This window comes from Legionella sp. km535 (assembly GCF_003990085.1).
Taxonomy (GTDB): domain Bacteria; phylum Pseudomonadota; class Gammaproteobacteria; order Legionellales; family Legionellaceae; genus Legionella; species Legionella moravica.
Genome location: NZ_RZGU01000043.1, coordinates 1 through 7,253 on the forward strand (window position 1 = coordinate 1; position 7,253 = coordinate 7,253).

The following is a 7,253-nucleotide window of genomic DNA, read 5'->3' on the forward strand; positions in this document are numbered from 1 at the left end:
TGGTCTTATAATAATGAAAGACCTAATATGGCTATCGGTGGCATTACACCAAGGCAGAAACTAGCTTTAGTGGCTGCTTAACTCTCTATTTTTGATGTCGGTTAAAAATGGGGGGATTACCACTTGATGGATAAAATCACAATCAAGGCTTTACTCTAATTTTATTAGAGAGATTATAATTTATACTAAAAAACCCAATTTTCTTTAACCATAAATTGTTCTAAATTGTTACATGGAATAGAGTAGTATTCACATATAGCGGGAATTTTAGTGCTATTGGGTTTATATCTTTCTTCAGTAATAATAGTAAGGTTATTAATTTTAGCTTTTGCAACAAGAAAGGGATCTGCACATAATCCGCCTGTTAATTGCTTAGTTTTTTCTATCATTCCTTGGAAATGTCCATTTTTTTCTTTAAATAACTCCATCATAAAATTTGCTTCAACGCCGCTTGGCTTATGAAAAATGTCTTTATTGTCGTTTGTCCAAGTTATTGCAGCTGCATTTTTATCCAAGCCTTGAAGCTCTTTAAATACTTCAATAACAGAAGCAACCTTTTGATTTTTTATTAATTCGTCAAATTTAGCCCATAAGCTAGGAAATCTACTAGGGTAGTATTTGAAAAGCAAACTAAATGTTGAAGTATCAAAAATATACAATTTATTATACCTTTGCTAAGTAATATTCTTCCATTGTAATGAATGACTTAGGCTTTACATTTGCATAGTCAGCGGCTTTTTCAATGCTTATTACTCCTTGATGGTAATTTTCCAGAATTTTTGAAAAATAATTTTTACCTAAATACGATAATTGGGTGTAATAATAATGACCACTGGATTCTTTTGAATTTCTTTTGGCAATGTCATCATTCCAGGATTTTATTTTAGATTTATACTCTTCTTTACTAATCAGTTGTAATGAGAGTAATTTTCTCCATATAACCTCTGTACTTACTTTATAATGCCCAGCAAGAGCAATTACTTCATTATCAGTAAGAATACTGTTTTGTAATTTAGTAATAAAACTATCATTGGGAATAAGAAAGTTTGCTGCAAATGAATTACATTTTACTTCAATATTTGTAGGATCAGAAAACTCTAGATTCCAGAACTCTCCAGCAAAGACATCTAAATAGTTTTCTTTATAAATTAAATGAGCAACCTCATGAAATAGGGTGAAAATTTGTCTATTTTTAGACATAGAGCTATTAAGAAAAATAATTGGAAACATTTGATCATAAATGCAAAAGCCTGATACTCTACTATCCTTAAATGCTTCTTTAAAAACATATACTCCATGTTCTGCTAAAACATTTCTCCATTCCTCTAGTGCTTGCTCTGAATTTTTCCATTTCGCTTGTTCTTCTATAGTAACGCCCAATATAGCTCTTGCCTTTTTGGCTATATCGTATGTTGAGTTATTTAATTTAAAATTAAGCCAGTTCACTTTTTCTTTCTGCTCTTCATATTCATTTTGAAATAGCTCTTTCAAGTAAATTTGAAACGCTGTCGCTTTTCTGAATAGATATCGTATATGTGGAGAAAGGGTATGAATATCTTCTTGAGATAAGGCACGAAAGGATTTTTCTACATCTTTTTCTTCAGGGGGCGATGGAAAAAAGAAAATTGCTAATGGGCGATTATAATGTATAGATAACTTTTCTAATTGGCTATAAGTCGGATAACTTACCCCATTTTCCCATTCTTCATGCTTAGAGTTTTTTTTACATTCCTCTTCAAGCGTATATCCTGCTTTTTCTCTAGCCCATTTTAAAATGGATGGATTAATAGGAATCTGCTCTGCCATCACAATACCTAATTTAACATATTAATAATTATTGTAGTACAAGTTGGAAAGTGAAACTACCAATGTTCATTTACAACTCGGTCAATATATTTATCAGTCGAAGTGATTTACTGTCTACATTGCGTCTACATGACTTTTTTGAATTTTCTACAACTACTCGTAACTACTTGATTTTATTGGTGGGCCCACTAGGACTTGAACCTAGGACCAACGGATTATGAGCCCGTCAATGTAAAAACAAGTAATTGATTTTATTATAATTTTAATCTCAGGAAACCACTACAATTGTCGTACAAAGTATAACAGTGTCGTACCCAAATACGCAAATTCCCCACAATGGGTTTTTACGGAGTTATTTTAATATTAAAACCCATTTGGCGTTATTGGGTTTTATATTAAAATTATAAGTATGAAACTAAATAATGAAATGACATTGAAAGATCTGTTTGCAAGACCAGTCTTTTACGCCGCAGAGGCACGTGAAGCAGGTATCCATCCGAGCCGGCTCAGCTATTATGTAAAAACTAATAGGATTGAACGTATTGGGCACGGTGTTTATCGAGGAGTAGAATCCTCTATTGATGCGGATTTTCAATGGGAAGATTTGATTGTAATCGCGAAAAGTATTCCGCAAGGAATAGTCTGCCTAGTCTCGGCCTTGGCTCTTTATGAACTGACAGATGAAATGCTAAGAGACCATTGGATAGCCGTTCCTCATTCTACTACGGCACCAAAGCGAGAGCATTCTCGTATTGTTAGAATGCGAGATACAGAAACAGGTAAAACACTGTACTCTGTAGGGCGGGAAACAGTTGTCATTTTTGACAGAGAAAGAACAATAATAGATGCCTTTCGCTATCTCAGTAAAGAAATTGCCATTAAAGCGCTTAAAGCAGCTGTGAGTAGTAGAGCGACAAAAAAATTGGATATTAGAAAGCTTCAGCAGTATGCGAGGCAATTTGGACTTAATCTTGAGCCTTATATTTTGACGGTGACAACATGAATGAACAAGCCTTAAAAGCACGATTAAAATATATTCACAAGTAAAAAAGGTAAAAGTTTTAATGAAGTATGGAAGCTATTGGTTCTAGAGCGATTTTTAGCTAGACTTTCTCGTTCTGAATATTCTGATAAATTCATATTCAAAGGTGGATTGCTACTATCCTATTACCTGACAATTGGCAGAGAAACCATTGATATTGATCTATTAGCTAGACGGCTAAATGCAGAAAAATCCAGTGTTGAATTAATCGCGCAAGAAATCTATTTGCTTAATCTGGATGATCGGTTTCAGATGCGCTTCATCAATGTTGACGATTTAGATCGAATTACCCTGGGTTTCAAATTGGGATTGCCGTTCAATTTGGGGTGAGGAGCGATAAATTTTTTGTGGACATTGGTGTCGGGGATGTGGTCGAGCCAGTATTCTTAGATTGGCCATCCTTTAATTACAAGGAAAAGCCATTATTTGAAGATTCTATTTCGCTGGAGGTATATCCAGTAGAAACTATTTTTGCTGAAAAACTGGAGACCCACTTTTCTCGTGGCGCAGCTAATAGCCGTATGAAAGATTATCATGATCTATTACTTTTATGTCGTGAGAATAAGCTTCTTGATAAAATCCGATTAAAGGATAATATCATCCAGACGTTCCATAACAGAGGAACCGCATTTTCTCTTCCAGTTCAGTTTCAGTCTGATGAATTAAAGAGAATGCAGGTTCTTTGGTCTGGTCATATACGTGTTTTAGGTGTTAATCGGGCTGTGACGCTTGGTTTGCCCCCAGATTTTAAATTAATAATTTGACTCGACATACCCCTGAAAATGCCGTGCTGTGTATAACAGTGCCGTACTCGAACACGCAAATTTTTCAACCAGGGTACGTTTAATCACTGTATTCAAGTTTCTAAACCCTATTAATCGGCTATGGTTAATAATTTTAAAAAACTTAAATTTCAAGAAAAGCTATATTGATTTTCATACTTTTTGGTATATATAAACCCAAAATGTAAATAGCTATCCGGCTTTTGGTTTTTTGGATCGTGGCGTGTGGGCGAAAGAAACCAGTTTATATGGTGAAGAATTAAATAAAAACATTGTGATCCAATTGTATCCACATGTGTGGATTGTCAAAAAAAAAATTTATATAATCCGAAGAGCTAAAAATGGAACAGTATGGAAAAATAGCGAGTTATCTATGATAGGTGAATTTAACTTTCTTAATGAGAGTATACAGGAAATCAAGTCCTTATTTGAAAAGCAGACCGAAAGAAATCCCAATAGTATTGCGGTAAAATATCAATCAAAAGAGATTACTTATAACGAGTTGAATCAAAGAGCAAATCAACTAGCCCATAAGCTCTTATCTATAAAAAATATAAAATCCAATAAGTTAATTCCAATTTTGTTAGATCGAAATGAATATATGATTATTGGACTCTTAGGAGTATTAAAAGCAGGTGCTGCGTATGTTCCTATAGATTCAAATCTTCCTGATGAACGCATAAAATATATTTTGGCAGAAACTAATTCGGATATTTTAATCACTCTTGATAAATATTTGCATAGAGTTTCTTCTATAGATAGTTCTTTAGACATAATATCCATTGATTTAGAGACATCGCCCTTAAATAAAGACAGTAATCCTGAGATAATAATCGAAGATGATTCTTTAGCTTATGTAATTTTCACTTCAGGTACAACCGGCACACCCAAAGGAGTTATGGTTGAACATAAAAGCGTGATAAATTTAATTAGTTTAAATCTTCCTATAATTAACCTTGCTAGCCAATCAAAGAAATTTAATTGTTTATTTTTTTCAAATTATTCTTTTGATGCTCATGTATGGGAGGTATTTTCTTGCTTATTAAATGGACATACTTTATGTATCCCAGAAAATTTTATTCGGTATGATATAAGAGCGCTTAAAAAATATATTGAAGATAATCATATTAATATTGCTTTAATTCCTCCGGCTTTACTAGATCCTGATATTTTATTGAATGTAGATCTCTTAGTGGTTGGTGGGGAGAAAATAAGTCAATCGGTACTTCAGAGTTATCTTAATGCTAAAATTAATGTCCTCAATGCTTATGGTCCTACAGAAGCGACGGTTATATCTAGTTATCATTTATTTAGAGAGACTAGTGAATACAACAACATTGGACTGCCAATAAATAATACTCATTATTATGTACTCGATAAGCACCTAGAGTTAGCTAAAAATGAAGAAATTGGTGAGCTTTATATTGGAGGGCTAGGATTAGCAAAAGGATATGTACAAAATACAGCCTTACATAAATCGTCTTTTATCGAACACCCATCTTTAGGGAGATTGTATAAGACAGGTGATTTGATACGAGTTACTGTGGATGGAGCATATGAATATATTGGTAGAAGCGACAGACAAGTCAAAATTAGAAGTCATCGGATTGAATTGGGAGAAATAGAATCAGTAATTCATTTATTTCCTGGTATTAATCATTGCATAGTTATAACTGATTCAATTTTAGAAAAGACTAATCATCCAAGTTCTTTGATTCTTGCTTATTTTGTTTCCGATATTGAAATTGATCAACAACAACTGAAGTTATTTGTTCAAAATCAGTTGCCTCATTATATGCTCCCTAATCAGTTTATCCGACTAGAAAAATTCCCTTTAACACTAAATGGTAAAATAGATATCTCTGTATTACCTATGTTGCACTCTATTAAAGAAGATAAGGAAACTCCTAGAAATGAGTTTGATATCGGAATACTTAATATTTGGTCTCAAGTTTTAGGGATAAATAGTAATCTTATTGGGATAAGTGATGATTTCTTTTACTTAGGTGGTAACAGTATTCTAGCTATTAAATTAGTAAAGGAATTAAACGAGCAACTTAATTTGAATATTAATGTTGTTGAATTGTTTGAATTAAGTAATATCAAAAATATAAGCGATAAATCTCAATTTAAGAGCAATTTATTGTGCAATAAGCACTTTGATTCACATCAGATAAGCCCATCAGAGAGATTGATACTTAGAGATTATTTTTCGACAGAATATAAAAATATTTATAATGAAAATTTTGTCATTGAAATAAATCATGAGCTTGACAAAATTAATTATGAAAAAGCTATTGCTTACTTATTTGATGAATTTGATATATTACACACAAATTATTTGAATAGTGATGGTTTTTTTTCAAGATTAGAGAATACTCAAGTGCCGCCAGTTTTTGAGTTCATAGATTTATCTCAGGATAAGGCGGCTGAAAAAACTTATTTGAATTTCATAAATAATGCCGTAATACAGCCATTTCATATTGAAAAAGACAAGTTAATAAGGTTTTATCTTTTTAAATTTTCCCAGTCTCAATTTAAGTTATTTATTGTTTTATTCCATGCTATTTTGGATGGGACATCTGTAATTAATATCTTATTACCAAAACTTTATTTGTACCTTACTAAAGAGATTGAGCCTAGTAAATTTTTATTAAGTGATTATCATTCATTTTCTAATAAGATTCAGCAAGTGTATGAAGATAATCAGCAAACTAAGCTAGCCTATTGGGCAAGAAGATTTTCTGAAGCAGAGCCATGGAATTATATTCCCTCTCATTCTCATCAAGACATATCGACGGGAAGGCAAATTAAATTTCTCATAAATGAGCATATTACACAAAGCTTAAATTATTTAACCCATAGACTTTCAACAAGCTTATTTGACATTTTGTCTGGTTGCTTTGTATTGGTCTTAAATAAATTTTCACAACAAAATAATTTAACTATTAGAACAAACATTGATGAAAGGCTCTATGCGCCAGAGTTTATTGATACTCCTGGATGTTTCATAAATAATTTGTTTTTATCAGTCAATCTTAAATCTACCTGGACCTTAGAAGATTTAATTATAGCTATTAAAGAATCTAAGAAAGAGTCAATGGCGAATTTGGTTGATTATGACACTCTTTTGTCAAATTTTAGAGAAAAAATTATTGATTTATCAAGAGTGCATTTTAATATTGAACCAGAGCCTTATGTACAACAAGATTACTATCAATCTCAAGTTCAAACCCATTCAGGTGAAATTAAGAATGACTTATATTTTGAATTGGATATTAAGACAGATCACATCTTAGGTAGAGTGGAATATAAAAGTTCTATATTTAAACAAAAGGAGATTGATACCTTAATTTCAAGTTTTCAGAATTTATTATTGAACATTGATGAATTGATACAAACAAAAATAATAAATATAAATTTATTATCTGATCTGCAATTAAATACAATTTTGAATGAATTTAATCGAAATTATATCAGCTATTCAAATGTAAAAACTTTAGTAAAAACATTTGAATCACAAGTGCAAAGAAATCCTGATGGTATAGCAATTTCTCATGGAAAGCTAAAATATACCTACCAGGAACTAAATAAGAAATCGAATCAATTTGCTCACTATCTTC

General features: G+C 31.9%; 6 protein-coding genes. 4 read left to right on the forward strand and 2 right to left on the reverse strand.

Annotated elements, in window-relative coordinates; genetic code table 11:
* Window positions 1-185: 185 nt before the first annotated feature.
* Both ELY21_RS15260 and ELY21_RS15265 read right to left on the reverse strand, forming a co-directional pair.
* Complete coding sequence (locus ELY21_RS15260) at window positions 186-659, reverse strand: PIN domain-containing protein (protein ID WP_127110894.1); 474 nt, start codon at window positions 657-659, stop codon at window positions 186-188.
* Between the two features lie 4 nt (window positions 660-663).
* Window positions 664-1,806 (reverse strand): ImmA/IrrE family metallo-endopeptidase, encoded by a 1,143-nt coding sequence (locus ELY21_RS15265; protein ID WP_127110896.1) that lies wholly within the window; start codon window positions 1,804-1,806, stop codon window positions 664-666.
* A 409-nt stretch (window positions 1,807-2,215) separates the two neighbouring features.
* On the opposite strand from ELY21_RS15265, the gene ELY21_RS15270 reads away from it, so the two are divergent.
* From ELY21_RS15270 to ELY21_RS15285, 4 genes are all read left to right on the forward strand, one after another.
* Entirely contained in the window at window positions 2,216-2,809 is a 594-nt protein-coding gene (locus ELY21_RS15270; protein ID WP_127110898.1) for a type IV toxin-antitoxin system AbiEi family antitoxin domain-containing protein, read from the forward strand.
* Window positions 2,810-2,887: 78 nt separating this feature from the next.
* Complete coding sequence (locus ELY21_RS15950) at window positions 2,888-3,178, forward strand: nucleotidyl transferase AbiEii/AbiGii toxin family protein (RefSeq protein ID WP_158618576.1); 291 nt, start codon at window positions 2,888-2,890, stop codon at window positions 3,176-3,178.
* Window positions 3,175-3,612: a nucleotidyl transferase AbiEii/AbiGii toxin family protein gene (locus ELY21_RS15280; protein WP_255411197.1), complete on the forward strand. Its 438-nt coding sequence runs from the start codon at window positions 3,175-3,177 to the stop codon at window positions 3,610-3,612. Before ELY21_RS15950 ends, ELY21_RS15280 begins: the two co-directional genes overlap by 4 nt.
* A gap of 241 nt (window positions 3,613-3,853) precedes the next feature.
* A partial coding sequence (locus ELY21_RS15285; RefSeq protein ID WP_148111699.1) for a non-ribosomal peptide synthetase occupies window positions 3,854-7,253 on the forward strand: 3,400 nt, incomplete at its 3' end.